Genomic DNA, 23,715 nt, shown 5'->3' with positions numbered 1-23,715 from the left:
GCGTTGCTCCTCATGGCGTCACCGGCGCGGACCACGCGCTGCAGGTGCCACTGGTGTTGCACGCGCGCACCTGGAACTGCCACGTGCCGCGGCGTGCGTATTCGAAGTCGGTGCCGCTGCTGCTGTAGAGCGTGGCGGGCTCACCGGACAAGGCGATGTTCTTGCCCTGCAGGTCGTATCGGGCCGCGCCCGGCATGGCAGACCACTGGCTGAAGTACGTCGTGATCGGCGAACCGGCCATGTACTCCGGCGTGACGGTCAACACGGGCACTCCGGGCACCGCCGGCGGTGGCGGCGGAGGCGGTGGCGGAGGCGGAGGCGGGGGAGGCGTCGCGGGTTCGGCCGCGCGCTCGCTGACCTGCGTCGGATACAGGTACGCATCGAACGCCAGCACTTCGCGCGTGAACGTCGCCCCCTGTTGGTGCACGACCGTCGAACGCACGGGCACCGCGTTCTCCGACTTGTAGCTGTTGCCGGAGGTCATGGCGTTGCCGTTCGGCGACGGATACGGGCGCGGGCCAGCGGGCAAGTGGTATTCGCGAAGTTCGGTGCGCTGCGCCACCCCATTCGCCAGGCCGTGGTCGACGCGCAGCAGTTCGCCTTCGGTCGCGTCGAAGCGCGTGCTGTAGGTGTAACGCGTGAGCACCCCGGCCGGATCGGTGATGTCGACGGACGTGGTGTTCTTGCACGAGGCCACCGTCGGGCAGTAGCGATCGACGCTCGCGGCGGGGGGTTCGTAGCTGTAACGCCACGTCATCGGCGAGACGCCCGGACCGGAAAAGGTCTTGTCGACCAACGCCATCGACAGGAAGTACGGGTTGCCGTTTTCGAATACTTCACCGAGGCCCGTGCACCAGCTCAGCGCGGACGTTTGCGCACGCAACCGCCACGCAACCCGGAACTGCCCGACCAGGCCCGAGGGATGGGTGACGGTGGCCGACGCATCCACATGGCCCGGCGGGGAGGAGGCGCCCGATACGTGCGGTGGGCCGCCTGCCGTAAAGCATCCATCGAGGCGCAGTGGCAGGATTTCCGGCGCGATGCCGCCCATGGCATATGTCCAGGCGGAACCATCCGGTCGGATCGCTTTCGCGAGGCGTTGACCTGCGTATTCGTAGCGCCACGTGCGTTCGCTCCCTGTGCCGGGCATCGTGCGGATCGCAGTGACCAACGGCTCCGTCGCATCCCAGTCGATCGCAACGCGACGACCATCGGTGGCGGTGATATCGGTGAGCCGATCGCCCGAGTAGTGGTAGGTGATCGCGTTGCCGAAGCGATCCTCCACGCGGCTCGCATACATGCGCGCAAGCTTGCGCGTGAGGTAGTACATGATCGGCTTGTCGCCCGATCCGTCGACTATCGCGTTCATCGTGCTGTAGGCCGAATACGCGAGATGGTCGAGGTGGTACCGCAGGCCATCGGGCGACAGCACAAGGAATCCTTCCCCCGCGTGTCCGTTGCGCGTGGATGGCAGGCAACCGATTTGCCAGTTGCCAGCCGTCACGCCTGGATAGAGGCCCGTTGCGGGCTTGCGCGTGTTGGAAGGATTGCGCAGCAGCACGTCCTGCCTGCCCGCGCCGGGCACGACGAGCTGGTAGCCGTGCCACCAGGTATCGAGTTCGACTTCGCCGTACTTCGGAGCGAGCCCGCCGGGCGGCGACCATATCGAAGAGAACTGCGAGCAGCGCTGGTCCGTGGGGAGGCCATCGGGGCCTTCGACGCGCCACGTACCGACGACGCCACCCAACTTGCTGTTGCCCGGCGTCAGCGTCGCCATGTGCGGGATTGCGAGCACCCAGTCGCTGAAGCCGCGCTGCAGGCCGAACGGCACCTGCTCGTGCGTGTCCTGACGCTGGTATTGACGCGTGATCGTGATCGTCGGCCCCAGGCCCTCGAGCACGATGTCCTCGTTGGCAAAGCTGATCTCGCCCGTGTAGAGGTTGATCGATTCGCCGAAAGGCGCCTCGCCGATCGGTTGGATCGTCTGGTGGACCTTGAGGCGCCTGGTGTACTCGTCCACGGCCGTGGATTCGATTGCGCCGACCGCTGGCGCCGCCAATCCCACGGACATTGCGAGCAGCGTTGCCCGCATCGATCTGTGCATTCGTCGTGCTCCCTTCCCTTGAAGTGCCCTGGCGCGACAAGTCGCGCGTGGGCGTTTTTCGAGGCTGGAACGACGTGGCCGCAGATGGAAGTTGGAAGCATCGCCAAATTCGAACGAATTCGAATCCAGCGCGGCAGGGGAATACGCATGACCGACGCGAAGCAGGTCCTGCGATCGAAGGATGAGGTCGCGTCTTCCGACCATGTGTCGTCCTGGCGGCGTAAACTCCCGCCCACCCCGACGGCACCCGCGGAGACGCGCCCCATGGAAGACCGCTACACCGGCCGCCCCTTCCTTCGCCTCATCGAGTGCCTGGCGCTCGATGCCATCGACGCACTCGATCCCGTGCAGCGCGAGGCGCTCGAAAAGATGGCGCCGCAGCTCGCCGAATCCCTCGACCACCAGGGCACCTGGCAGGAGATCGTCGCGGCGCAGATGCAATGGGGCGAAGGCATCGGCGATGCGATCCGCGAGGTGTGGGAGCGCAACAGCGCGCTCGCGCAGGACGTCGGCATCACGCTGACGGCGGACGAGTTCGCGATGCTGTTCGCGGACGCGAATACGGACGACGGCGAAGCCTGAGGACACGCTGCATGCGCTTGGCAGGACGGGTCGTCGAATGGCAGGACGCGCGGGGTTTCGGGTTCATCGAACCGAATGGCGGCGGGGATCGCGCCTTCGTGCATATCCGGGCATTCCCGCGGGGTCGTCGACCGGCGGAAGGCACGCGCGTGACGTACACGGTGCAGCGCGATGATCGCCAGCGCTTGAACGCGATCGACGTGCGTGTCGCGAATGCCGCGCCGAGCAAGGCGCGTTCCGAGGCGACGCCCTCGCGACTCCCGCGCAAATGGATCGGCCTCGCCGCGCTGGCCTTCTTCGCACTCGCCGTCTGGCAGCAGAAAATGCCGCCGACCGTGCTGATGGTGTACGGCGGCATGAGCCTCGTCGCTGTGCTCGTCTATGCCGCCGACAAGTCCCGCGCGCAGCGCGATGCCTGGCGCACGCCGGAATCCACGCTGCACTTCCTCGCGCTCACCGGCGGCTGGCCGGGCGCGCTCGTCGCGCAGGACCTGTTCCGGCACAAGCGCAGCAAGGCGTCGTTCCAGGCCGTGTTCTGGATCACCGTCGTTGCCAACGTCGCCGCACTCGCTTGGTGGAACGCGCACCGCTGACGCGATGGGCCCGCCTAGGCGAGCCCTTCCGCCGCCCGCACGCCCCACCACGCGGCTTCTTCGAAAATCGAATAGCCGGACAGGTCGGCATGCGCGATCCGCACCGGCCCGTCCATCGCGCGCAACGCGGCCAACCCTGCGTTATCCAGGTAACCCGGCGCAGGCACCGCCATCGCATGCCCGCGCACCGTGATCGACAACCGTTTCGTACGACGCCATAGCTGGTCGCCGTACGCCTGCAACAGATCGCTTGCGGCTTCCTCGCGCAGTGCTTCCGGCGTCGCGCGCATCAGCCACGCGCGCGCTTGCTGCGGCGACATCCGATCCAGCGATTGATACGCCGACAACACCGTGCGCGCCGTCGGCGCCACGCGCAGCATCTGGTGCGTCGACACGACGTAGCCCAGGCCGCGCCCCCCGTAAACGACGTTGTCCCACGCCAGCGCTTCCCCGGGCAGCTCGCGCGCATAGCCGTCGACGAGGAAGTTGGACACCAGCCACGCAGCGTGCGGACTGGCGTGCGTGGCGGCGTCGTAGCCGCTGCCCGCGAGCCCGGGCCAGATCCGCGCCAGCACGTGCAAGGGCATCGCGCTGACGGCGTGGCGCGCGCGGATCGTGTCGGTGGCGAGCGCGCCACCGTCGTGGCGCACTCGCACGATGTCGACGCCGCCGGCACGGTCCGCAACGCGCGCCGCGAAGCCCGGCTGCAACCAGCGTTCGTGCCCCAGGCGCCGCGTCGTCGCCGCGCGCATGCGCGCGATGAGTTCCGACAACCCACCGGGCCAGGTGAGGACCGCATCCCCCGCCGCATTCGCCGCCTTGCCGTCGCGGCTGGCGAAGTAGTGCAGCCCGGCCCACGCGGAGACGGTGTGCGTGGAAGCGCCGTAGTCGTCGCGGCAACAGTAATCCAGGTACCAGCGCAGGCTGGGCGCGGTGTAACCACGACGATCCAGCCAGTGCGCGAACGTTTCCCGATCCAGCGCGCGCCATTCCGCTTCCGCGGACGAAAGCGCGATGGGAATGGCGAACAGGCGCCGACCATCGCGCCCACGCTGCACGCGCAGTGCCGCCACTTCCGCGAAGAAACGCCGTTGCTGTTGCAGCGCTTCCGGCGGCAGGCCCTGGCTCGGAAGCAGGTCGCTTTCCCACCGCCCCGCGCGCAGCAGCCGTTCCTTCGGGGCATGCAGCAACGCGGCTTCGTCGTAATACGACGCAGGGTCGTGTTCGCCGTCCAGCAACAATCCGACATCGGCCAGCAGGCTGCGGACGTGCGTGGATTCGGTCGAAGGCAGCGGCAGGTAATGCGCGCCCAATGGACACGCCAGCACGTCGTCGCCGGGCGCCGCCAGGTTGGCCGCGGTGGCGTTGCCGCCGTATTCCGGTCCCTGCAACACCACGAAGTCGCGGCGTCCTGCGCGCGCCAGCGCCCACGCGCAGGCCATGCCAGCCACGCCGGAGCCCAGGATCGCAACGCCGACGCGCTGCTCGCCGCGCGGCGGTGGCAATGCCTTGCCGTCGCGCAGCGCATGGCCTTCGCGCATGCCCGGATACGCGATCTCCGGCGTGGTCTCCACCGCGCGATGCAACCGCGACGCAGTGAATCCCGCCGCCCCGAGCAGGCACGCGTTCCCCGCGCCGATCAGGAACGTGCGCCGCTGCATCAGCGGATCACCCGGCGCCAGTCCTCGTCGAAGTAGCGCACCAGCGTTTGTTCGTCGAGCCGGTTGGGCGGCATGGCCAGGCGTTGCATGTCCTTGGGGAAGACGAACAGTTCGCGCATCGTCTCCGTCGTCAGGTAGCGCGTGGGCACCGACAGCGTGCGCGGCACTGTGTAGTCGCGACGATGCCCGGCCAGGATGAACCCCCAGTCGCCGAACGACGGCACGTCGCAGTGGTACGCCCAGGTGTGCAGGTTGGCTTCGCGCAGCGTGGCATCGATGCTCCAGAACGAACGCGGCGCGAAGTACGGCGACGTGGACTGCACGACCATGTAGCCATTCGCCGACAGGTGCCGCGCCATCAACCGGAACATCGGCACCGAGTACAACCGCCCGATGCCGAAGTTGGACGGATCCGGGAAGTCGACGACGATGAAGTCGAACATGTCGCGGTTGGCTTCCAGCCACCGGCCGGCATCGTTGTTCACCACGGTGACGCGCGGGTTCTTGAGCGAACCGCGGTTCAACGCGACCAGCGCGGGCGACGTGGAGAACATGCCCGTCATCGCAGGATCGAGGTCCACCAGCGTCACGTGCTCGACGGACTTCACCTTCAGGATCTCGCGCACCGCCAGCCCGTCGCCGCCACCGAGCACCAGCACGCGGCGCACGCCCGGCAACGCCTGCAAGCCCGGATGCACCAGCGCCTCGTGGTAGCGGTACTCGTCGCGCGAGGAAAACTGCAGGTTGCCGTTGATGTACAGGCGCAGGTCGTCCTGCCAGCGCGTGACCACGAGGCGCTGGAACGGCGTGGACTGCGCGTGCACGATCTCGTCGCCGTAGATGCCGCGCTCGGCCCACTGCGTCATGCGGCCGGAAAACGCCAGCCCGGTGCACAGCAGGCCCAGCACCAGCACGCCGCGCATCATCTGCCGGCGCGGTTGCGTCAGTTCGTCGCGGAACGCCAGCGCGGTCCACATCGCCACGCACGTGTTGGACAGGCCGAACAGGAACGCGGTGCGCAACAACCCGAGGTAGGGCGCCAGCACCAGCGGAAACACCAGCGACACCACCAGCGCGCCGAGGTAGTCGAAGGCGAGCACGCGGCTCACGAGTTCGCGGAACTCGGTGCGGCGCCGGTTGAAGATGCGCATCACCAGCGGGATCTCCATGCCCACCATCAGGCCGAGCAGGAAGACCATCACGTACAGCGACGTGCGGAACGGTGTGGACAGCCACGCGAAGATGATGAAGAGGATCGCGGCCGACGCGCCGCCGAGCAGGCCGATCAGCATTTCCAGGTCGACGAAGCGATCCAGCACGTCGTCGTCCTCGACGTAGCGCGACGCCCACGACCCGATGCCCATCGCGAACAGGTAGCAACCGATCACCGACGAGAACTGCAGGATCGAATCGCCGAGCAGGTAGCTGGCGAGCGCGCTGCTGATCAGTTCATAGCCAAGGCCGCAGGACGCGACGATCAGGACGGAGAGGATGAGGGCGCGATCGCGCATCGTGGGCCAAGGTTCCGGTGGGGAGTTCGGCACGCGTCCCCGGGCCGGGCGGCTACTTTATCGAGTGCCGATCACCGGGCCAACCAGCCATGCCAACTCGATATACTGGCCCCGACTTTCGGGGGAGAGGCCAGGGATGCCTGATTTGAACGCGGTGGTGCCGTACCTGGCGTACCTGGTGTCGGCGCTCGCCATGCTGGCCGTCTTCGTGTTGCTGTATGCCCGCATCACGCGCTTCGACGAATGGATGCTGATCCGCGAAGGCAACGTCGCCGCGGCCCTGTCGCTGGGCGGTGCGCTGCTCGGCTTCAGCTGCACGCTCGCCTTCAGCATTGCACTGCACGCAAGCTGGCACCTGTTCATCGTGTGGTCCCTGGGCGCCATGGTCGCGCAGGTCGTCGCCTACGCCATCGTGGCGCGCGCGATGCGCCAGATGAACCAGGCCATCCACGATGGCAATACCGCCATGGGCGGCCTGATGGGCACGATCTCGCTGGGCGTGGGCATCGTCAACGCCGCCTGCCTGACCTGATCGCCCGCAACTCCTTTCCATTCGCCCGCCGAGGGTTTTCGCCATGGGTATCGGTTCCTTCATCCGCAAGCAGTTCGTCGACATCCTGCAATGGGTCGAGGAAGGCGGCGGCGTCCTCGCCTGGCGCCATCCGATGGAAGACCTCGAGATCCAGTACGGCGCCAGCCTGACGGTGCGCGATTCGCAGATGGCGGTGTTCGTCAACGAAGGCCGCATCGCCGATGTCTTCGGCCCGGGCATGTACAAGCTCACCACGAAGACGCTGCCGGTGCTCACGGCGCTGCAGCACTGGGACAAGCTGTTCGAATCGCCGTTCAAGTCGGACGTGATCTTCTTCTCCACGCGCCTGCAGCTGGGACGGCGCTGGGGCACCGCGCAACCGGTGACGATCCGCGACAGCGAATTCGGCATGGTGCGCGTGCGCGCGCACGGCGTGTACAGCTACAAGGTCGCCGACGTGGAGCGCTTCTACCGCGAGATCGCGGGCACGCGCGCCGTCTACACGGTCGACGACCTCGAAGAACAACTGCGCAACCTCGTCGTCGCCACCATGGCCGACACGCTGGGCAACGGCGGCGTGCCGTTCCTCGACCTGGCCGGCAACCAGGCGGCGATGGCGCAGAAGATGCAGGAACACCTCGCGCCGGTCTTCCAGCGCTATGGCGTCGCGCTGGAGAACTTCGCGGTCGAAAGCGTCTCGCTCCCGGAAGACCTGCAGAAGGCGCTCGACACGCGCATCGCGCTGGGCATGTCGGGCGACCTCGACAAGTTCACGAAGTACCAGGTCGCCACGGCCATCCCGATGGCGGCGCAGAACGAAGGCGGCATCGCGGGCGTGGGCGCGGGCCTGGCCGCCGGCGCCGCCATGGGCCAGGCCATGTCGCAGGGCCTGGCGCAACCGGCGAAGCCCGCCGCGGAAGCCGCGGCCGCCGCCGATCCGGTGGCGAAGCTGCAGCAGCTCAAGCGCATGCTCGAACTCGAGCTGATCACGGCGCAGGAATACGACGCCGCGAAGGCGGAGATCCTGCGCAACATGGCGGGCTGACGAATGCAGGAGTTCCTGTGCCCCCAGTGCGGGGCGTCGGTGCGCTTCGCCTCCGCGGGTGCGGTGATGGTCGTGTGCGGCACGTGCCGCAGCACGATCACGAAGGATGCCGGCGTCGCGCGCACCGTGGGGCGCATGGCCGCGGTGGTCGAGGATGGATCGCCGGTGCAGATCGGCACGCGCGGGCACCAGGGCACGCAGCGGTTCAACGTCATCGGCCGCCTGCGCATGCAATACGAGGCGGGTGGCTGGAACGAGTGGTACGTGCTGTTCGATGACGGCACCAACGGGTGGTTGTCCGATGCGTCGGACCAGTACGCGTTGACGCGTCGCCTCGATGCGCCGGTGCTCCCGGCCCCGTTGCCTGCGTTCGAAGACCTGCACGTCGGCCAGCCGGTCAAGATCGACGGCGTGTTGTACCTGGTCTCCGACAAGCGCGAGAGCCGCTGCGTGGGCGGCGAAGGCGAGTTGCCGGTCAACGCCGCCGACGGCTGGGACGCGCGCGCCGCCGATTGCCGCCGCGGTCGCGCGTTCGCCACCCTCGATTACACCGATGGCGCGCCGGTGATCTATGCCGGCAACGCGTCCGAGCGCACCGACCTGACGCCAACTACGCTGCGCAGCCCGGAATCCATCCTCGCCAGCGCGGGCCGGTATCGCGGCCAGGTGCTGCCCCTGGATTGCCCCAACTGCGGAGCCGCGATCACGATCGTCGCCGCGATGGCCACGCAGGTCGTGTGCCCGTCGTGCAGTTCGGTGGTCGACTGCACCGGCGACCGCGCCGAGGTCATCGAAGCGAACCACCGCCTCGCGCGCATCCACACCACGCTGGCGCTCGGCGCCCGCGGACAGCTGGGCGTGGAGTACACGATCATCGGCATCATGCGCTGCGAAGTGCCGGACGATGACGAGGAACCGGAGTGGACGGAGTACCTGCTGTTCAATCCCGAGCGCGGCTACCACTGGCTGGTGGAGACCGACGACGGCTGGCAGCGCGTGACCGTCAGCGACGAGTGGCCCAGCGAAGTGGGCATCGCCTCGTGCAAGTTCCGCGGCATGACGTGGCCGCAGAAGTACACCTACAACGCGCGCGTCAAGGCGGTGTTCGGTGCGTTCAACTGGCGCGTGCGCCGCGGCGACGAAACGCGGATCACCGACTTCCAGAACCTGGGCCAGACGCTGACGCGCGAGCAGACCTCGGAGGAAATCACCTGGTCGCTGGCGACGACGACATCCGCCCCCACCATCTCCAAGGCGTTCGGGGTTCCGATCGCACCGAAGCCGCGCAAGGTGGCTGCGTCGTCCGACGATTCCGTCGATGATGCGACCTCGCCCCTGAGCATTGCGATCTTTGCGTCCATGTTCCTCTGCATTTTTTCGGACATGATCTCGGGCCCCGCGATGCTGCTGGGACTCGCCCTGATCTGGGTGCCGCTCGTGGTTGGCTGGTACGTGAGCACGACTTGAGGACGCAGGAATGAGCAAACGCCTCTATTTCATCTACGTCGTCGTGGTCCTGGCCATCGTCCTCATCGCAGGACGCGAGGACGAGGATCGCAGCTGGGGCAGTTCCGCCGGGCGCTCCGGATGGACCTCCGGCGGCGGGCACAAGTAGGACGCGCGGGAGGCGCCGGTCGCCATGTCGTCGAAGACGCGCGCCGCATCGCCGGTCCTGCTCTCCGGCGGCAACCCGCAAATCGCGAAAGGCGACGGGGACACTCCCGTGCAGGCGTACATCGCCGCGATGCCCGGTTGGAAGCAAGACATCGGCCGCCGCCTCGACGCACTGATCACCCGCACGCTGCCCGACGTGCGCAAGGCCGTGAAGTACAACTCGCCGCTCTACGGCGCGGTGGTGCGCGACGACTGGTGCCTCTCGTTCCACTGCTTCGAGCGCTACATCAAGGTGGCCTTCTTCGGCGGCACGTCGCTGCGCCCGATGCCGCCCGTCGAATCGAAAACGCCCGGCACGCGTTACCTGCACCTCCACGAAGGCGAAGCGCTCGACGAAGTACAACTCGCCGACTGGATCCGGCAAGCCGGCACGCTGCCCGGACAACGCCTCTGACGCCCCCACAGCAAGGAGCACGCGCGATGAAGAAAGCGACCCCCGAAGAAGCCGCGATGGATCCGTCGGTGCTGATCGACGAGAAGATTGCTTCCCTCAACGACTGGCGCGGCAAGATGCTCGCGCGCCTGCGCGCACTGATCCACGAAGCGGTGCCCGGCGTCGTCGAGGAATGGAAGTGGCGCGTCCCCGTGTGGTCGAAGGACGGCATCCTCTGCACCGGCGAGACCTACAAGGACAAGGTGAAGCTGACGTTCGCCAAGGGCGCGTCGGTGGACGATCCCGCGGGCCTGTTCAATTCGAGCCTCGACGGCAACACGCGCCGCGCGATCGACTTCCGCGAAGGCGACAAGGTCGACGAGAAGGCGTTCAAGGCGTTGCTGCGGGCGGCGGTGGCGGTCAACAAGCGCAAGGACTGAAGCGAGACCGTCGACCGTTATCGAGGCGCCTCGCGCGGCAACCGCCAAACAGCGGACTGTCCCGCGATGAAATATGGCGAGGCCCTGCGATTGCGCAGGGCCATCATGAGCGCGGGGCTGGTGTTGTCGTCGTCGACCAGCACCCATGCGACGTCGTTCCGGATGAGCAGTTGTTCCCACCGCGCACCGCTCGCATCGCGATCGGCGGCGCGCGCAGCGGCCTGGAACTCGGGCGCATACCAACTGACGCTGGCGCCTCGTCGGCCGAACGGCGCAACGTATGGGGCGTCCGGGTCGGCCGACAGCACCATGCCTTCGCCAATCGATGGAATCTGCGCAAGGGCTGCCTGCGGCGGCAGGAACTTGCGGAGCAGCGCCGCGTCGTCGCCACCGCTCGCGACCTGGCGCACGAGGGCGCTTGTCGACAGCAACCAGTTACCCGCAGGCAACAACAGGACGTGCATCCCGATGCATGCGATGGCGAGCGCGGTGGCGTGCTGCGACCCGAGCGCGCGACCACACGCCGCCAGCGCCAGGATCGACAAACATACGATGCCGGGCAACACATAGCGCGCGTACTGCACCAACGCGAACGGAACCAGGATGAGCATTGCCGTGACCAGCAACGGTGCAATCCACGCGCGACGCCACACCATCGCGCAAGCACCACCCGCCAGTACGAAGGCGGACATGCCCAGTGCACCGTCGCCGCTCTCGAGGAACCGCGTCGTCTCGAACAACGCTTGCCATGGCGTGTGCCATCCGATGTCGTGCGTCCATCGCGGATCACGGAAGTCGACGGACACCGCGGCATCGGAACGAAAGACACCGTTCATCAGCGGGAACACGGGATTCCCCGTGGCCCGGAAGGCATGCGCATACGCGGACGCACACAACGCGAACGCCGCCAGCAGCATCGGCACGCCACGACGCCATTGCGCACGTGTGCGCCAGGTGCCCAACGCGAGCAAGGGCAATGCGGCGAGCGCATGCATGCCTTTGAGCGCAAGCAACCCGCCGGCGAGTACGGCAAGCGCCGCAGGCGTACTCGCCCGCGCCGGTGCGAACACGACGCTGCACAGCGCCAGCGTCAACGCGGTCGCGGGCAACTCCGTGTGCATGCCGGTGGCCACGCCCGGCACCATCGGCACGCTGCACGCCACCGCGACGCCGAAGTTGCAGAGCGGCGCCGCTGCCCCGAGCACGCGCATCAGGCGCCACGCCATCGCACCCACGAGCATCAGCCACAGCAGGTTCAAGGGCGCGTGCGTCAGCGCGCGGCCCAGCACCGCGACGATCCCGTGCAACGTGTCGTTCAACCAGGGCGCGTAGGCCCACACTTGTCGTCGCACGTCCGGATCGAAGACGGCGTCCTGCAGCAGCCCAGCCGGCAGTTGCAGGTGATAGGCGAGATCGTCGGCTTGCAGGTTGGGGAGCCACGTCGATGTCGATGCAAGGCCCACCGCCATGATCGCCAGCACGGACGACCTGGGCGCAGCAGCGATCCCGACCTGCCACCGATGCAGTGCGACAACGGCGATCCGTGCCATCGCGCGATGCCGCCACGCCACAAGCACCGCGACGACCGACCACCACACCCCCGCGTGATGGATCGGCAACGTCAGCACCCAGCCCGTGGTGGCGCCCAGCACGACCAATCCGCATGCGACGGCGAGCGCCACATTGCGCGTTCCGATCCGCAACAGCGTTCCCACCGCCAGCGCCGCAAGCACGAGACCGGCGAGCGCAAGACACGCCCGCCATCCTTCGAACCACGCGAACGCCAGCAGCCAGGGAAGCGTGACCGTTGATGCGAGCGGCCAGCGCGCCGCCTTCGCCACGATGAGCGCCACCGCAAGCACGACGACGGCCAGCACGAGATACACGCCGACCAGCCCGAGCGACGTCGCCGTGACCAGTTGCGTCGCAATCATTCCGGCCACCGCGATCCCGACGACACAGATCGCGATCGCGCGTGGCACTCGCGCAGCAATCGGGGAGAGGTGCATGGGCTTGGCGGGCGAGGGCGGGCGCGCACGCTAGCAACGGGTTCGTGGCCCAAAACGCCGCCGGGATGACACGCGCCGATTCCCCGGGCATCTGGCGGGTTTCACCCCGGCAGGGCCCCCGGATCCGCCTGACAGGCAGCCCGTTCCGCTCCAGCGCTACACTCCCGCCCACATCGGCCGCCGGTGCCGCAGGAGACCGTCATGCGCACGTTCCTGTTCTCGATGTTGCTGGGCCTGTTCGCCACCACGGCTTCGGCCGCGGATCCGCCCACCCTCCACCAGTACTTCGACGCCACCGGCCACGCCGATGCCTGGCAGGGCGGCGTGCGCATGATCCCGATCCACACGCCGGCGGGGGACTTCCGCGTGTGGACCAAGCGTGTCGGCAACAACCCGCGCATCAAGGTGTTGCTGCTGCACGGCGGGCCCGGTGCGACGCACGAGCCGTTCGAAGTGTTCGACAGCTTCCTGCCCTCCGACGGCGTCGAGTACTACTACTACGACCAGCTCGGCTCGTACTACAGCGACCAGCCGGACGATCCGCGCCTGCTCACCATCGATCGCTTCGTCGACGAAGTGGAGCAGGTGCGCCAGGCCCTGCACCTGGACGAAAGCAACTTCTACCTGCTGGGCCACTCGTGGGGCGGCATGCTCGCGATGGAGTACGCGCTGAAGTATCCGCAGCACCTGAAGGGACTGGTGATCTCGAACATGGTCTCCAGCATTCCCGCGTACAACAAGTACGCGAGCGAGGTGCTGATGCCGGAGCTCGACCCCGCCGCGCTCGCCGAACTCAAGCGCCTGGACGCGGCGAAGGACTACGCCAACCCGCGATTCGACGCGCTGCTGCAGCCGCATTACGAACACCACATCCTGCGCCGCCCGATGGCGGAGTGGCCGGAACCGGTGCTGCGCGGCTTCCAGCGCCACATCAACAAGAAGGTCTACGTCCCGATGCAGGGCCCGAGCGAACTCGGCGCGAGCGGCCTGCTCGTGAATTGGGATCGCACCAGCGACCTCGCGAAGATCCCCGTGCCCACGCTCGTCATCGGTGCGCGCTACGACACCATGGATCCGAAGTTCATGGAGATGATGAGCAAGCGCCTGCCGAAGGGCGAATACCTGTACTGCCCCAACGGCAGCCACATGGCGTACTACGACGACCAGCAGGTGTACTTCGCCGGCCTGCTGCGCTTCCTGCATCGCGTCGACGATGCCGGTGCGCGCACCGCGTCGACGCACTGATTCCCTGCCACGCCGCCGAGGGCCAGGACGTTACGTCTTCTTCGACTTCTTCTTCGCCTTGCCCTTCGACTTCTTGCCCTTCGCGGCCTTGGCCTTCGCATCGGCGAGCAGCTGCGCATGGACGCGCTCCACTTCCGCCGGCAGCGCTTGCTGGATGCGCGCCAGCAGGTCGGCGGCCGCGTCGCTGTCGATCGGCTTGCCGTCCTGCGTGGTGGCGGTGACGCGCGTCGTCGTCTTCCTGATCGTGTCGGACAGCAGCATCGCCTTCGTCTGCAGCATGAAGTCCTCGCCGCGATAGCGCACCGAGTAGATGTCCATCATCTGCGAGCGCCCCGCGTATTCCACGCCGGGCGTGCGCACCGCGATCTGCCCGACGGCGTTCCAGGTGTCGTTCTTGTCGGCCTCGATCAGGAATTCGCCGCGCGTCACGGCGGGCGGCGGCATGACGATCTCGGTGTCGGGTTCGGTCTTCGCGGTCTCGCGCGGCTTGGTCGCGCACGCGGCGAGCAGCAGGCCGAACGCACAGATCGCCAGGAAGTTCATCGGATGTCGTCGCATGCACGTGTTCTGCCCGGAGCGCCGTGAAGGCAGCGCCATGCCGGCAACTGCGCTAGGCTCCGCGCCGATGCGAACCCCCCGGCTCATCCTTGCGTGGCTGTTGCTGCCTCTCGTGGTCATCACGGGGGCCGCCCACGCCCGCACCGTCTACCGCTGCACGCGCGACGGCACCGTTTCGCTCTCCACGGCACCCGAGCCCGGGTCGAAGTGCGTCGCGCAACATTTCGACGACGACGCGGCGAAGGTGCCCAACCTCTGGGGCAACCTCGGCGTCGTGAAGGGCACGTTGTACGAACGCCAGCAGGATGGGAAGACGGTGTACGGCACGCGCAAGTTGCCGGGGTCGGTGCCGGTGCTCGCGTTCACCGTGCAGACACCGCCGGGATCGCCGGCGCATGAAGGCCTCGGGCAACTGGGGCCGCCGCGGCTGGATCGTTTCCCTGCGGAATTCCGCGCGGCGTCGAAGCGCAGCGGCGTGGAAGACGCGATGCTGCGCGCGTTCGCGCACGCCGAAAGCGGCTTCGATCCGAAGGCGATCTCCAGCAAGGGCGCGCAGGGCGTGATGCAGTTGATGCCGGAAGTCGCGCGCGAGTATTCGGTGGACGATCCGTTTTCGCCCGCGCAATCCATCGACGGCGGCGCACGCCACATCAAGTCGCTGCTGCGTCGCTACAAGGGCGACCTGGAACTGGCGGCCGCGGCCTACAACGCGGGCATCGGCACGGTGGCGCAGTACTCGGGCGTGCCGCCGTACAAGGAAACCGTCGCCTACGTGGCGAAGGTCCAGGCCCTCTACGAGCGCTACAAGACGGCGTTGGCGAAGGCGACGCCCGCGAAGGCGAAGCGGCGCCGCTGACGCGCCATTGCTGCAACGCACACGCGGCCTTCACGCCACGCTGAACGACACCCCGGTCTGATGTGCGCCCCATGACGCGCACGGCCGCCCTTGCTTTCGGTCTGCTGCTCCTGTTGCCCTGCAGCGGGCTGCACGCGCGCACCGTCTACGAATGCCTGCGCGACGAACGCCTGAGCTTGTCGACCGCACCCGAGCCCGGCGCCCGCTGCAAGGCCAAGCGCGTCAACGACCGCAAGGCGAAGGTCCCGAACTTCTGGGGCGACCTGGGCCCCGTGCGCGGCAACCTCTACACGACGCGCATGAACGGACGCGTGGTGTACAGCACGCGTGCGATCCCCGGCTGGAAGGAAGTGGCCGAGCCGGTGAAGATCCACGCGCCGCGCGATTCGTGGGCGCATGAAGGCCTGGGCGAATTCGGGGCGCCGCAGTTGAACGTCTTCGCTGCGCAGTTCACCGCCGCCGCGAAGCGCAACGGTGTCGAAGACGCCTGGCTGCGCGCGATCGCGCACGCCGAGAGCGGCTTCGATCCGCGCGCGCTGTCGCCGAAGGGCGCGCAGGGCCTGATGCAGCTGATGCCTGCGCTCTCGCGTGAATACGGCGTGTCCGATCCGTACTCCTCGACGCAATCCATCGATGGTGCAGCGCGCCACATCCGCAGCCTGATGCGCCGCTACAAGGGCGACCTGGTGCTGGTGGCCGCCGCCTACAACGCCGGCGTGGGCGCGGTGGAACGCTACGGGGGCGTGCCGCCGTACGCGGAAACCGAGGCCTACGTCGAGAAGGTCCAGGCCCTCGTCGAGCGCTACCGCAGCGCGTTGCAGAAACCCGTGCGCCGCGCGCGCCGTAGCTGAACAACACCGCGCGCCACGCGCCACTCACTGCGTTGGTTCTAGATTCGGGGCTGTCCATCCCCCCAGGCCGCGCCATGGCGTTCGCGCGCAACTACGAATCCACCGAGCCCGCACGACACGACGTCGATGCGCGTGCCGGCCCCGCCGTGATCGAATTCGGCGCGCCGTGGTGCGGGCATTGCATCGCGGCGCAACCGGCGATCGAAGTCGCGTTCGCCACGCACGACGACGTGCGACACGTGAAAGTCGAAGACGGACGTGGACAACCGCTCGGGCGCTCGTACCGCGTCAAGTTGTGGCCTACGTTGGTGTTCCTGCGCGATGGCGAAGAGGTGGCGCGCATCGTGCGGCCGCTCACCGCGGCGCCCGTCGCCGAGGCCCTTGCCGCGATCGATCCGCCGGCGGATGCATGACACTCCCGTCCGCCCCCGTGCCCGCGCCTGACGACGGCCGCACGCCGGATACGCCGGCGCCGTCGGAGCGGTGGCTGGAGATCGGCGATCGCGCGGACATCGGCCTGCTGCGCACCGATGCGCACGGCCGCATCGTCGACGTGAACACCGCTGCCGCGCGACTGCTCGGGCGTGGCATCGAAACATTGCGCGGCGTCGACCTGTCGCACCTCGTGGAGGACGACGCGCGCCCCGCGGTGACATCGGCGCTGCACGACCTGCGCCTGCGCCACGGCCCCATCGCGCTCGACGTGCGCCTGGCGCGCGTGCAGGGCGCGACCGCGCGCATGCTGATGCGCCTGAGCCCGGTGCGCGACACGGCCGGCGTATTGCGCGCATCGACGGTGGTGTTGCTGGAACTGGACGAGCGCGCACCGCTGGTGCACGGCGGCGACACCGAGCAGGCGATCGCCTCGTTGCGCGCGAGCGAGGAACGTTGCCGTTCGTTGTTCGCGACGATCGACCAGGGCTTCTGCGTGATCGAAGTGCTGTTCGACGGCGATCGCGCGGTGGACTACCGCTTCCTGGAAACCAACGCCGCCTTCGAGCGCCACACCGGCCTGCGCGATGCGGTGGGCAAGCGGATGCGCGAACTCGCCCCGTCGCACGAGGAGCACTGGTTCGAACTCTACGGCCGCGTGGCGCGCACGGGCCAGCCGGTGCGCGAGGTCCTGCCCGCGCGCGAGCTGGACGACCGCATGTACGAAGTGCATGCCTTCCCGTACGGCGCGCCGGGCTCGAACCGCGTGGCGGTGATGTTCGACGACATCACCCTGCGCACGCGCACGGAGCACGCGCTGCGCGTGAGCGAAGAACGCTTCCGCTACGTGGCGAACGCCACGCCGTCGATCCTGTGGAGCGCCAGCGCCGACGGCGAACTGACCTGGCTCAGCGATCGCTGGCTCGAATACACCGGCCTGCCCGTACGCGTGGATCGCGACTCGCGCAACGGCGCGATCCATCCCGCCGATCGCCACCTCGCCGCCGAAGCCTGGGCGCGCGCGCATGCCGGTGCGGATTTCGATGTCGAGCTGCGCCTGCGCCGCCGCGACGGCGCGTATCGCTGGTTCCTCGTGCGCGCCAAGGCGATGCGCGACGACGACGGCCAGGTCACTGCGTGGTACGGCTCGACCACCGACATCCACGACCACAAGCTGGCCGAAGTGGCGCTGCGCGACGTCGATCGCCGCAAGGACGAATTCCTCGCCACGCTCGCGCACGAACTGCGCAATCCGCTCGCGCCGCTGCGCAACTGCCTGCACATCCTGCGCATGGCGGACGAGGGCGATGGCGCCGCGGTGGACAGCGAGCGCCTGCACGCGGTGATGGAACGCCAGGTCGCGCAACTCGTGCGCCTGGTCGACGACCTGATGGAAGTCTCGCGCATCACGCGCGGCATGGTGCCGTTGCACCTGCAGGCGGTGACGATCCAGGACGTCGTGGAGCGCGCGGTGGAGACGAGTCGTCCGTTGCTGGATGCCGCGCACCACACGCTCGACATCGACATGCCCACGCTGCCGCTGCCGTTGCGCGCCGATCCCGTGCGCCTCGCGCAAGTGCTGTCGAACCTGTTGAACAACGCCGCCAAGTACACCAACCCCGGCGGCCACATCGTGCTGTCGGCGACGCGCCAGGACGCGGACGTGGTGCTGCGCGTGCGCGACAACGGGCTGGGCATCGAGCCGGATGAACTCGACCGCGTGTTCGACCTGTTCAACCAGGCCGAGCATTCCATCGGACACGCGGCGGGCGGCCTCGGCATCGGGCTGACGCTCGTGCGCAGCCTCGTCGAACTGCACGGCGGCACCGTGCTCGCGCGCAGCGGCGGCCTGGGGCAGGGCAGCGAGTTCGAAGTGCGCTTGCCGCTGCACGATGGCGACGCGGTGGATTTCAGCGACGACGAGGTGTCCGGCGGCCCCATGGGAGCCGCGCACCAGCGCTTGCGCTTGCTCGTGGTGGACGACAACCGCGAACACACCGATTCGCTGGCGCTCTACCTGCGCATGACAGGGCACACGGTGCGCACCGCCTACGACGCAGCGTCCGCGCTGGTATGGCAGGGCACGTTCTCGCCCGATGCGGTGTTGCTGGACCTCGGGCTGCCCGGCGTCGATGGCCTCGAAGTGTGCCGGCGCATGCGCGCTGCGGGCGGCGAGGCGCTGGTGATCGTGGCGATCACGGGGCGCGGGCAGGCGTCGGATCGACAGCGCAGCGCGGAGGCGGGATTCGACGCGCACCTGGTCAAGCCGGTGGATCCGGCGGCGCTGGTGACGCTGGTGGATTCATTGCTGCGCATCCAGCGGCGCGAAGCCTGACGCACAAAAAATCGCCGACGCGCGAGGCGTCGGCGATTCGTGTGCAACGGTGTTGCTTAGCTGGTGCGCTTGTTCGAACTGGCGTCCGAACCCTGCTTGCCCTGCTGCATGTCGCGGTCGCTGGACTGCGAGGACTGCGCGCTGCCGGCGCGTTCCCATGCGGCCTGCGCCGCCTGCTTGCCGCCGTCTTCCCACTTCAGCGCCTTGCTGTTGCTGGAAGCGGTTTTCTCGTAGTCCGCGCGCAGGTTCTTCTCGGACTGCTCGAAGGTCTGGCCGCTGGTGCCGTACTGCGAACGTCCCTGCTCACCTGTGTTGTAGGCCTGCTCGTACTCTTCGTACTGGCGGCCCTGCTGGTAATAGGGCTCGTTCTGGAACTGGCCCTTCCAGTACTGCGACTGCGAGGACTGGTTCTGCGAGGACTGGTTCTGGTTGGAAGCCTGGTTCTGCGAAGCCTGGTTCTGTGCCGGCTTGTTCTGCGACGACTGGTTCTGGGAAGACTGGTTCTGGTTCTTGTCCTGGCCCATGCCGCCGGTGGTGTTCTGACCCGCCATCTTCGTGACTCCTTGCAATTCGGCCGGCTTGGCCGATGCGACGCACGTTACGCAGCAGCGCGTTAGCGCGAGGGGCGCGTGCGGTGAAGTCGCAACTAACGGAGTTCATCGGCGTGAACACGCACGCCTGCCGCTTGCACGTTGCGTCTACGCGATGCGTTTGCGCGGCAGGCCGATCGCCGGAAATTGCGCGGTCATGCGCGAACCGCTCACGACGCCCCAGCGGATGCCCATGCGATGCAGGCGCGATTCCATCGCGGCGCGCATCGACGGCGGCGTGCGTTCGAGGATGGCGGCGTGGCGTTCGGCCCATGCGGTGGCCAGGGCGAAGATGCCCCCGGACATCGACTGCATGCGCGGCATCTCGCGGTCGAGCGCTTCCAGTTCGGCCTCGAGCTCGGGCCCCAGGTCTTCCTTGTCCATCGATGTCCCCCGTGCACCGGCCGGGCCGGCGTGGTCGCACGCTCGCGAGGACCGCGTGCATGCGCCGTGACGATGGACCTGTGAATGGTTCAGTGCTGCGACCCGGGTTGCATCGTGCCGGTGACCATGCGCACAGTTCGGACAAGGGGCGCTCTCTACCCTGTGCGCCGATCGCGCCGCGGCATGCCGCGCGAGGCCGGGGCAGGGCACCCGGGGAGCCACGGGGAACCACCATGACCGCGCCACGCGCCGGCACGACATCGCAAGCAACAGACGGGACGCCGTTGCCGGCGGCCCTGCTGGGTGCGCGCGCGCCGGCGGAGGCCATCGCAGCCTGGTTCGCGCAGGCCCCGCACCTGCCGGCCATGGGCGCCTGCGTGCTGTGGTCGACGCACTGGCCGCGCGACGTGCGCGCCTGGCCGGAAGGCCCCGTGGACCCCGGCGTCCTGGCGCGGGCGATCGATGCCGTCGCGCGCAGCCGCGCGGGCGTGAACGACGCTGCCAACCCCCGCGTGCTGCACGACGACGGCGAGGATGCCGTCGCCGTCCTGCATTGCCCGGCCGGTCCCGTGGACGCGGACCCTGCCCTGCGCCTGCGCCTGGCCGAGTTGCTGGGCATGCAGCAGATGCAGGAAAGCGTGGCGCGCCTGGAGCAGGCCGAAAAGCTGCAGCGCTCGCTCTACGCGATCGCCGACATGGCGGGGTCGGACCTCGACATGCCGGACATGCTGCGCGGCCTGCACCGCATCGTCTCCGACCTGATGTACGCGGAGAACTTCTACATCGCGCTGTACGACCGCGAACGCGATGCGTTGCGCTTCCTCTATTTCGCGGACGTGGTGGACGACCAGGACAAGCTGCTGCCGGACGAGGAGGTGCCGCTGGCGCACTTCGAGCGCGGCCTCACGTGGTACCTGGTGCGCGACAAGCGCCCGCTGATGGGCGCCACCGAGGATCTGCAGAAGCAGGTCTCCGGCCCGCTGCGCCTGCACGGCGCGGACAGCAGCGACTGGCTGGGCGTGCCCATGTTGCGCGAAGGCGAGGTCCACGGCGTGGTGGTCGTGCAGAGTTACACCGGCGATCGGTGCTACACGACGGCGGAGATGTCGCTCCTGGCCTTCGTGGCCGAGCACATCCTCACCGCGCTGGAACGCAAGCGTGGCCGCGCCGAACTCGAACAGCACGTCGTCGAGCGCACGCAGCAGCTGCAGGTGGCCAACAGCGAACTGCGCCGCGAAGTGGGCGAGCGCGAACGCGGCGAACGCCTGCAGGCCGCGCTGTACCGCATCGCCGCGCTGGCGAGCCTGGACGAAACCAGCGATGGCTTCTATCGCCACGTGCACGCGATCGTCGGCGAGCTGATCGACGCGCGCAATTTCTACATCGGCCTGTTGTCGGAGGACGGCATGGTCGTGTCGTTCCCCTACGCGGCCGATGAATTCGAACGCGACTGGAGCGCGCGCAGCTTCGGCCGCGGCCTCACCGAATTCGTGCTGCAGACCGGGCGCCCGCAATTGGTGAAGCGCCCCGATGCGATGGACATGATCACCGCCGGCTTGCTGGACCCCGCCATGATGGGCGCGCCCACGCAGGTCTGGCTCGGCGCGCCGCTGCTCAGCACCGAGGGGGCGATCGGCGTCGTCGCGGTGCAGAGCTACGAATCCAGCACCGCCTACGACGAGCGCGATGCGGAACTGCTGACGTTCGTGTCCTACCAGATCGGCAGTTCGCTGCAGCGCCGGCGCGCGGCGGAACTGCTGCGCCAGGCCAACGCCGAACTCGAGACGCGCGTCGAGGAGCGCACGGTCGAGCTGCGCGAACAGATCCAGGTGCGCCAGCACATCGAAGCGCAGCTGCAGCACCAGGTAATGCACGATGCGCTCACGGGCCTGCCGAACCGCATCTACCTGCGCGATCGCATCGAGCGCGCGATCGGCGGGCTGCGTCGCGATGTGCAGTGGGGCTTCGGCCTGCTCTACATCGACGTGGACCGCTTCAAGGTGGTCAACGACAGCCTCGGCCACAGCGCCGGCGACGCCCTGCTGAAGGAAGTGGCCAGCCGCCTGTCCGGGTGCGTGCGCGAGCCCGACGTGGTGGCGCGCATGGCGGGCGACGAATTCGTGATGCTGCTCGAACACGTGCAGCAGCCCGAAACCGCCTGCAAGGTGGCGCAGCGCGTGTTGCGCGCCTTGCAGCCGACGCTGCAGGTGGCCGGGCGCGACCTGCAGCTTTCGGCGAGCATCGGCATCGCGATCGCCGACGCAGGCTGCGAGTCCGCCGACCGCATCCTGCACGACGCCGACACCGCGCTCTATCGCGCCAAGACCGCGGGCCGCAATCGCTTCGTGCTGTTCGACGATGCGATGCACCAGACCGCGATGGGCGTGCTCGACCTCGAGCAGGCGCTGCGCGACGCCTTGCTGCGCGACGAATTCGAACCGTGGTTCCAGCCCATCGTGCGCCTGGACGATGATTCGGTGGTGGGCTACGAAGCCTTGCTGCGTTGGCGCAGTGCGTCGCGCGGCGTGCTGCGGCCGGGCGAGTTCATGAAGGTCGCAGAAGACAGCGGGCTGATCGAACCGATCGACTGGCGCATGTTCCGCCTCGCGTTGCAGGCCGGCCGCGCGCTGGTCGCGCCGCGCGGCGATGGCGTGCAGCGCTACATCACGCTCAACGTGTCGCCGCGCTTGTTCCAGCACAACGATTTCGATCGCCGCCTGCTGGACCTGGTGGCCGAGAACGGCTTCGATCCGGCGGCGCTGCGCCTGGAAGTCACCGAAGGCACGCTGCTCGGCGATCCCGAGGCGATGGTGGCCACGCTGCATCGCCTGCGCGAAGCCGGCGTGGAAGCCGCGCTCGACGATTTCGGCACGGGCTACTCCTCGCTCGGCCACGTGCATCGTTTCCCGTTGCGCATGATCAAGATCGACCAGAGCTTCGTCGCGCCGTTCGCGAACGGGGAATCGCCGCGCAGCTCTGCAGTGATCGAAGCCATCCTCGCGCTCGGCAATGCGCTGGGCGTGGAGATCGTGGCCGAGGGCATCGAGACCGCCGCGCAGCACGACGTGCTCAAGCGGATGGGCTGCACCTACGGCCAGGGCTATCGCTTCGCCGCGCCGCAGCCGGCCAGCCACTGGCTGGGATAGTGAAACCCGGGATCGCGACTGGCGGATGACGGCCGCGGGCGTACCCTGTGCGGCTTCCGGGCCACGGTGGCCCGTCGGGAGTGTTCCATGGCGTACTCGATGTACCACGCGACGGTGCCGGTGATGGTGCGTGCCCTGCGCAACCTGCGCAGCGTCCTGCAGATCGGCGAGAAGTTCGCGAACGACAAGGGCATCGCGCCCGAGGTGCTGCTGCAGTCGCGCCTCATCGCCGACATGCTGCCGCTGATCAAGCAGGTGCAGATCGCGACCGACACGTCCAAGTTCGCGGTCGCGCGGTTGACGGCGACCGATCCGGTGTCCTTCACCGACGACGAAACCACGTTCGAGCAGTTGTACGCGCGCCTGGATCGCTGCATCGAAGTGCTCGGCGCGTACAAGCCGGAGCAGTTCGACGGCGCGGAATCGCGCGAAGTGGCGTTCAAGACGCGCACGGCCGAGCTGAAGTTCACCGGCGCCGATTACCTCGGCACCTATGCGCTGCCCAACCTGTTCTTCCACGCCACCACCGCCTACGCGATCCTGCGCGTCGCCGGCGCGCCGCTGGGCAAGACGGACTACCTCGCGGGCGCGGGGCGCTGAGCCGATGCTGCCGACCGCCGACATCTCGTGTCCGTACTGCGGCGAGACGATCACGCTGGTGATCGACGATTCGGCGGGCGCGCAGCGTTACATCGAGGATTGCCACGTGTGTTGCCGGCCGATCGTGGTGGATGTGTCGATCGACGACGACGGCGATCCGGTGGTGCACGCTTCGGCCGAGGACGACGCCTGAG

At 68.1% G+C, this 23,715-nt stretch carries 23 protein-coding genes; 16 read left to right on the top strand and 7 right to left on the bottom strand.

Annotated features, from left to right (window positions below; translation table 11 throughout):
* Positions 1-10 precede the first annotated feature (10 nt).
* Positions 11-2,071 (bottom strand): early set domain-containing protein, encoded by a 2,061-nt coding sequence (locus tag LYSHEL_RS05025; protein ID WP_213436308.1) that lies wholly within the window; start codon positions 2,069-2,071, stop codon positions 11-13.
* Between the two features lie 297 nt (positions 2,072-2,368).
* Between LYSHEL_RS05025 and LYSHEL_RS05020 the strand changes: the two genes are divergently transcribed.
* Both LYSHEL_RS05020 and LYSHEL_RS05015 read left to right on the top strand, forming a co-directional pair.
* Positions 2,369-2,686, top strand: a complete 318-nt coding sequence (locus LYSHEL_RS05020; RefSeq protein WP_213436306.1) for a hypothetical protein — start codon at positions 2,369-2,371, stop codon at positions 2,684-2,686.
* 11 nt (positions 2,687-2,697) lie between these two features.
* Positions 2,698-3,279, top strand: coding sequence for a DUF1294 domain-containing protein (locus LYSHEL_RS05015; RefSeq protein WP_213436304.1), 582 nt, complete (start codon positions 2,698-2,700; stop codon positions 3,277-3,279).
* Positions 3,280-3,293: 14 nt separating this feature from the next.
* Here the strand turns inward: LYSHEL_RS05015 and LYSHEL_RS05010 are convergent, their stop codons facing one another.
* Complete coding sequence (locus tag LYSHEL_RS05010) at positions 3,294-4,940, bottom strand: NAD(P)-binding protein (protein ID WP_213436302.1); 1,647 nt, start codon at positions 4,938-4,940, stop codon at positions 3,294-3,296.
* Positions 4,940-6,451: a polyamine aminopropyltransferase gene (locus tag LYSHEL_RS05005; RefSeq protein WP_213436300.1), complete on the bottom strand. Its 1,512-nt coding sequence runs from the start codon at positions 6,449-6,451 to the stop codon at positions 4,940-4,942. The genes LYSHEL_RS05010 and LYSHEL_RS05005 overlap by 1 nt, the downstream gene beginning before the upstream one ends.
* A 136-nt stretch (positions 6,452-6,587) precedes the next feature.
* Between LYSHEL_RS05005 and LYSHEL_RS05000 the strand changes: the two genes are divergently transcribed.
* Genes LYSHEL_RS05000 through LYSHEL_RS04975 form a run of 6 tightly spaced genes read left to right on the top strand, consistent with a single transcriptional unit; the run spans position 6,588 to position 10,515 of the window.
* Positions 6,588-6,983, top strand: coding sequence for a DUF350 domain-containing protein (locus LYSHEL_RS05000; RefSeq protein WP_213436293.1), 396 nt, complete (start codon positions 6,588-6,590; stop codon positions 6,981-6,983).
* 43 nt (positions 6,984-7,026) lie between these two features.
* The gene (locus LYSHEL_RS04995; protein WP_213436291.1) at positions 7,027-8,028 is read left to right on the top strand and encodes an SPFH domain-containing protein; all 1,002 of its coding nucleotides are present in this window, start codon (positions 7,027-7,029) and stop codon (positions 8,026-8,028) included.
* Between the two features lie 3 nt (positions 8,029-8,031).
* Positions 8,032-9,495: a DUF4178 domain-containing protein gene (locus tag LYSHEL_RS04990; protein WP_213436289.1), complete on the top strand. Its 1,464-nt coding sequence runs from the start codon at positions 8,032-8,034 to the stop codon at positions 9,493-9,495.
* A 10-nt stretch (positions 9,496-9,505) separates the two neighbouring features.
* On the top strand, positions 9,506-9,643 hold the full coding sequence (locus LYSHEL_RS04985; protein ID WP_213436287.1) for a hypothetical protein: 138 nt from the start codon (positions 9,506-9,508) through the stop codon (positions 9,641-9,643).
* A 24-nt stretch (positions 9,644-9,667) separates the two neighbouring features.
* Positions 9,668-10,096: a DUF1801 domain-containing protein gene (locus LYSHEL_RS04980; protein ID WP_213436285.1), complete on the top strand. Its 429-nt coding sequence runs from the start codon at positions 9,668-9,670 to the stop codon at positions 10,094-10,096.
* 26 nt (positions 10,097-10,122) lie between these two features.
* Positions 10,123-10,515, top strand: a complete 393-nt coding sequence (locus LYSHEL_RS04975; RefSeq protein WP_213436283.1) for a DUF1801 domain-containing protein — start codon at positions 10,123-10,125, stop codon at positions 10,513-10,515.
* Positions 10,516-10,532: 17 nt separating this feature from the next.
* Here the strand turns inward: LYSHEL_RS04975 and LYSHEL_RS04970 are convergent, their stop codons facing one another.
* A complete protein-coding gene (locus LYSHEL_RS04970) occupies positions 10,533-12,449 on the bottom strand; it encodes a hypothetical protein (RefSeq protein WP_213436281.1) in 1,917 nt (638 codons plus the stop codon).
* A gap of 276 nt (positions 12,450-12,725) precedes the next feature.
* Here LYSHEL_RS04970 and LYSHEL_RS04965 point away from each other — a divergent pair, with 276 nt between their 5' ends.
* Complete coding sequence (locus tag LYSHEL_RS04965; RefSeq protein WP_213436279.1) at positions 12,726-13,769, top strand: proline iminopeptidase-family hydrolase; 1,044 nt, start codon at positions 12,726-12,728, stop codon at positions 13,767-13,769.
* Positions 13,770-13,799: 30 nt separating this feature from the next.
* On the opposite strand, the gene LYSHEL_RS04960 is transcribed toward LYSHEL_RS04965, so the two are convergent.
* Positions 13,800-14,327 (bottom strand): hypothetical protein, encoded by a 528-nt coding sequence (locus LYSHEL_RS04960; protein WP_213436277.1) that lies wholly within the window; start codon positions 14,325-14,327, stop codon positions 13,800-13,802.
* Between the two features lie 67 nt (positions 14,328-14,394).
* On the opposite strand from LYSHEL_RS04960, the gene LYSHEL_RS04955 reads away from it, so the two are divergent.
* The 4 genes from LYSHEL_RS04955 (at position 14,395) to LYSHEL_RS04940 (ending at position 18,801) form a co-directional block, all read left to right on the top strand.
* Positions 14,395-15,183, top strand: a complete 789-nt coding sequence (locus tag LYSHEL_RS04955) for a lytic transglycosylase domain-containing protein (RefSeq protein ID WP_213436275.1) — start codon at positions 14,395-14,397, stop codon at positions 15,181-15,183.
* Between the two features lie 71 nt (positions 15,184-15,254).
* Positions 15,255-16,034, top strand: coding sequence for a lytic transglycosylase domain-containing protein (locus LYSHEL_RS04950; RefSeq protein ID WP_213436273.1), 780 nt, complete (start codon positions 15,255-15,257; stop codon positions 16,032-16,034).
* Positions 16,035-16,108: 74 nt separating this feature from the next.
* The gene (locus LYSHEL_RS04945) at positions 16,109-16,447 is read left to right on the top strand and encodes a thioredoxin family protein (RefSeq protein ID WP_213436271.1); all 339 of its coding nucleotides are present in this window, start codon (positions 16,109-16,111) and stop codon (positions 16,445-16,447) included.
* The gene (locus LYSHEL_RS04940) at positions 16,444-18,801 is read left to right on the top strand and encodes an ATP-binding protein (RefSeq protein ID WP_213436269.1); all 2,358 of its coding nucleotides are present in this window, start codon (positions 16,444-16,446) and stop codon (positions 18,799-18,801) included. Before LYSHEL_RS04945 ends, LYSHEL_RS04940 begins: the two co-directional genes overlap by 4 nt.
* Before the next feature lie 56 nt (positions 18,802-18,857).
* On the opposite strand, the gene LYSHEL_RS04935 is transcribed toward LYSHEL_RS04940, so the two are convergent.
* Positions 18,858-19,352: a hypothetical protein gene (locus tag LYSHEL_RS04935; RefSeq protein WP_213436267.1), complete on the bottom strand. Its 495-nt coding sequence runs from the start codon at positions 19,350-19,352 to the stop codon at positions 18,858-18,860.
* Positions 19,353-19,499: 147 nt separating this feature from the next.
* Complete coding sequence (locus LYSHEL_RS04930) at positions 19,500-19,775, bottom strand: hypothetical protein (protein WP_213436265.1); 276 nt, start codon at positions 19,773-19,775, stop codon at positions 19,500-19,502.
* Between the two features lie 233 nt (positions 19,776-20,008).
* Between LYSHEL_RS04930 and LYSHEL_RS04925 the strand changes: the two genes are divergently transcribed.
* From LYSHEL_RS04925 to LYSHEL_RS04915, 3 genes are all read left to right on the top strand, one after another.
* Positions 20,009-22,921: a putative bifunctional diguanylate cyclase/phosphodiesterase gene (locus tag LYSHEL_RS04925; protein ID WP_213436263.1), complete on the top strand. Its 2,913-nt coding sequence runs from the start codon at positions 20,009-20,011 to the stop codon at positions 22,919-22,921.
* Positions 22,922-23,008: 87 nt separating this feature from the next.
* Positions 23,009-23,521 carry a DUF1993 domain-containing protein gene (locus tag LYSHEL_RS04920; protein WP_213436261.1) on the top strand — a complete coding sequence of 171 codons (513 nt, stop codon included), beginning with the start codon at positions 23,009-23,011 and terminating at the stop codon, positions 23,519-23,521.
* Positions 23,522-23,525: 4 nt separating this feature from the next.
* Positions 23,526-23,714, top strand: a complete 189-nt coding sequence (locus LYSHEL_RS04915; RefSeq protein ID WP_213436259.1) for a CPXCG motif-containing cysteine-rich protein — start codon at positions 23,526-23,528, stop codon at positions 23,712-23,714.
* The last annotated feature ends 1 nt before the right edge of the window (position 23,715 follow it).

It is taken from the genome of Lysobacter helvus (genome assembly GCF_018406645.1).
GTDB lineage: Bacteria > Pseudomonadota > Gammaproteobacteria > Xanthomonadales > Xanthomonadaceae > Noviluteimonas > Noviluteimonas caseinilytica.
The sequence above is the reverse complement of the archived record's forward strand: the minus strand, read 5'-3'. Positions and strand labels throughout refer to the sequence as shown.

What these genes read in the sequence shown, in the direction of transcription:
- LYSHEL_RS05025 (WP_213436308.1), bottom strand. Translation starts at nt 2,071, where the DNA reads ATGTCCGTGGGATTGGCGGCGCCAGCGGTCGGCGCAATCGAATCCACG.
- LYSHEL_RS05020 (WP_213436306.1), top strand. Translation starts at nt 2,369, where the DNA reads ATGGAAGACCGCTACACCGGCCGCCCCTTCCTTCGCCTCATCGAGTGC.
- LYSHEL_RS05015 (WP_213436304.1), top strand. Translation starts at nt 2,698, where the DNA reads ATGCGCTTGGCAGGACGGGTCGTCGAATGGCAGGACGCGCGGGGTTTC.
- LYSHEL_RS05010 (WP_213436302.1), bottom strand. Translation starts at nt 4,940, where the DNA reads ATGCAGCGGCGCACGTTCCTGATCGGCGCGGGGAACGCGTGCCTGCTC.
- LYSHEL_RS05005 (WP_213436300.1), bottom strand. Translation starts at nt 6,451, where the DNA reads ATGCGCGATCGCGCCCTCATCCTCTCCGTCCTGATCGTCGCGTCCTGC.
- LYSHEL_RS05000 (WP_213436293.1), top strand. Translation starts at nt 6,588, where the DNA reads ATGCCTGATTTGAACGCGGTGGTGCCGTACCTGGCGTACCTGGTGTCG.
- LYSHEL_RS04995 (WP_213436291.1), top strand. Translation starts at nt 7,027, where the DNA reads ATGGGTATCGGTTCCTTCATCCGCAAGCAGTTCGTCGACATCCTGCAA.
- LYSHEL_RS04990 (WP_213436289.1), top strand. Translation starts at nt 8,032, where the DNA reads ATGCAGGAGTTCCTGTGCCCCCAGTGCGGGGCGTCGGTGCGCTTCGCC.
- LYSHEL_RS04985 (WP_213436287.1), top strand. Translation starts at nt 9,506, where the DNA reads ATGAGCAAACGCCTCTATTTCATCTACGTCGTCGTGGTCCTGGCCATC.
- LYSHEL_RS04980 (WP_213436285.1), top strand. Translation starts at nt 9,668, where the DNA reads ATGTCGTCGAAGACGCGCGCCGCATCGCCGGTCCTGCTCTCCGGCGGC.
- LYSHEL_RS04975 (WP_213436283.1), top strand. Translation starts at nt 10,123, where the DNA reads ATGAAGAAAGCGACCCCCGAAGAAGCCGCGATGGATCCGTCGGTGCTG.
- LYSHEL_RS04970 (WP_213436281.1), bottom strand. Translation starts at nt 12,449, where the DNA reads ATGATTGCGACGCAACTGGTCACGGCGACGTCGCTCGGGCTGGTCGGC.
- LYSHEL_RS04965 (WP_213436279.1), top strand. Translation starts at nt 12,726, where the DNA reads ATGCGCACGTTCCTGTTCTCGATGTTGCTGGGCCTGTTCGCCACCACG.
- LYSHEL_RS04960 (WP_213436277.1), bottom strand. Translation starts at nt 14,327, where the DNA reads ATGCGACGACATCCGATGAACTTCCTGGCGATCTGTGCGTTCGGCCTG.
- LYSHEL_RS04955 (WP_213436275.1), top strand. Translation starts at nt 14,395, where the DNA reads ATGCGAACCCCCCGGCTCATCCTTGCGTGGCTGTTGCTGCCTCTCGTG.
- LYSHEL_RS04950 (WP_213436273.1), top strand. Translation starts at nt 15,255, where the DNA reads ATGACGCGCACGGCCGCCCTTGCTTTCGGTCTGCTGCTCCTGTTGCCC.
- LYSHEL_RS04945 (WP_213436271.1), top strand. Translation starts at nt 16,109, where the DNA reads ATGGCGTTCGCGCGCAACTACGAATCCACCGAGCCCGCACGACACGAC.
- LYSHEL_RS04940 (WP_213436269.1), top strand. Translation starts at nt 16,444, where the DNA reads ATGACACTCCCGTCCGCCCCCGTGCCCGCGCCTGACGACGGCCGCACG.
- LYSHEL_RS04935 (WP_213436267.1), bottom strand. Translation starts at nt 19,352, where the DNA reads ATGGCGGGTCAGAACACCACCGGCGGCATGGGCCAGGACAAGAACCAG.
- LYSHEL_RS04930 (WP_213436265.1), bottom strand. Translation starts at nt 19,775, where the DNA reads ATGGACAAGGAAGACCTGGGGCCCGAGCTCGAGGCCGAACTGGAAGCG.
- LYSHEL_RS04925 (WP_213436263.1), top strand. Translation starts at nt 20,009, where the DNA reads ATGACCGCGCCACGCGCCGGCACGACATCGCAAGCAACAGACGGGACG.
- LYSHEL_RS04920 (WP_213436261.1), top strand. Translation starts at nt 23,009, where the DNA reads ATGGCGTACTCGATGTACCACGCGACGGTGCCGGTGATGGTGCGTGCC.
- LYSHEL_RS04915 (WP_213436259.1), top strand. Translation starts at nt 23,526, where the DNA reads ATGCTGCCGACCGCCGACATCTCGTGTCCGTACTGCGGCGAGACGATC.